1 protein-coding gene is annotated in these 1,419 nt (G+C 39.3%); it reads right to left on the reverse strand.

Annotated features, from left to right (window positions below; translation table 11 throughout):
* Positions 1–208: 208 nt before the first annotated feature.
* Positions 209–1,347 (reverse strand): IS3 family transposase gene (locus HF876_RS18705; protein ID WP_169361557.1). Its coding sequence is split into 2 segments (ribosomal slippage): positions 209–1,122 and positions 1,122–1,347, totalling 1,140 coding nucleotides; the frame shifts between segments, so codons are not numbered across the junction.
* Between the last annotated feature and the right edge of the window lie 72 nt (positions 1,348–1,419).

Raw genomic sequence — 1,419 nt, forward strand, 5'->3', positions numbered from 1 at the left:
TGGATCTACGTCAATATCCTGGACATAAAAAAGTTAAGTCTCTGTCAGAACGGCATCCAATCATGGAGCGTCCTGTACCCAGCGAAACCAGTCAAGTGAAAGACCGTACTTGACAGCTTTCGCTGGGTACAGGAAATACAAGCCATGGATGTCGTCCTGAAAAAATGTGTAGGTAGGGGTAAATCTGGAAAACTAGATGCCTTTGCTCTCAAACCGCTTCTTTTCGGCATAAGTCCTCTAATTGTTGAGGTGTTAGATAGTTAATAGCTCCATGAATTCGTTTTCGGTTGTACCACGACTCGATATAATGGAATAGGGTCAATCGGGCTGTTTCAAAATTGATATAACTAGATTGATATACCTCTTCTTTTTTCAAAATCGCATGAAAAGACTCGATACATGCATTGTCATATGGGCATCCTTTACGACTGAAAGATTGTTTGAATTTTGCTTCTTTCACTGCTTTTTCAAAGTCTTCACTAGTATACTGGCTGCCTAAATCGGTATGTAAGATTAGTCCTTCTTCTGGTTGTTGAACATCGATTGCGTTCGCTAAAGCTTGTAAAACAAGTTCTGTTGTCATCGATTTGGAAAAGGAATAGCCAACAATTTTTTTCGTGTGTAAATCTAGGACGGAAGCTAAATAACACCAGCCGTCTCTTAATGTATGAATATACGTAATATCTGCAACCCATTTTTCATTAATGGTCGTCGTTTCAAAATTTTGTTCTAACAGGTTTTCACGTTCCACCACTTGTCCAGTGGAGGAAGTTGGTCGGTACTTCTTCACGATCGTTGATCGAATTCCAGCCTTTTTCATGATTCGCTGCACTCGATTTAAGCTGAAATCGACCTTTTCTTGGGTTAACAGATAATGAATTTTTGGTGCACCATAGCGACCTTTACTCTCCGCATGTATAGTTTGTATGCGTGCTAAAACCGCTTCGTTTTCCATGGCATACGAAGATTTTACTTTATGGAACGACTGGTAATACGTACTTCTTGGCACTTTTAGCACATCACACATCAATTGGATAGGAAAGTGTTCTTTCTCCTTTTCGATATGGTCAATAATCTCTTGGTCTGTTACTTTCTTGCGAATATGGTCATAGCCTTTTTTAGGATGTCTACCTCCTGTTGAAGCCGAAGGTTTTCCTTTTGGATTTCTGCGATTTGTGACGGTGTTAAACCCCCACTGTTTTCGATTGGGGAATGTGTTTTAATCCATTTATAAATAGTTACTTCAGAAATACCATATTCGCTACTGAGATTACTCACAGGTGTACCAGATCTGTGGAGTTCGACAATTGTTTGTTTAAATTCTTGGTTATACCGTTTTTGTTTCATTCCGGACACGTCCTCTCTATTTATAGGATAGAGACTTAACTAACTTGTGTCCATACATCCATACTAGCATCA

It is taken from the genome of Psychrobacillus sp. BL-248-WT-3 (assembly GCF_012843435.1).
Classification (GTDB): domain Bacteria; phylum Bacillota; class Bacilli; order Bacillales_A; family Planococcaceae; genus Psychrobacillus.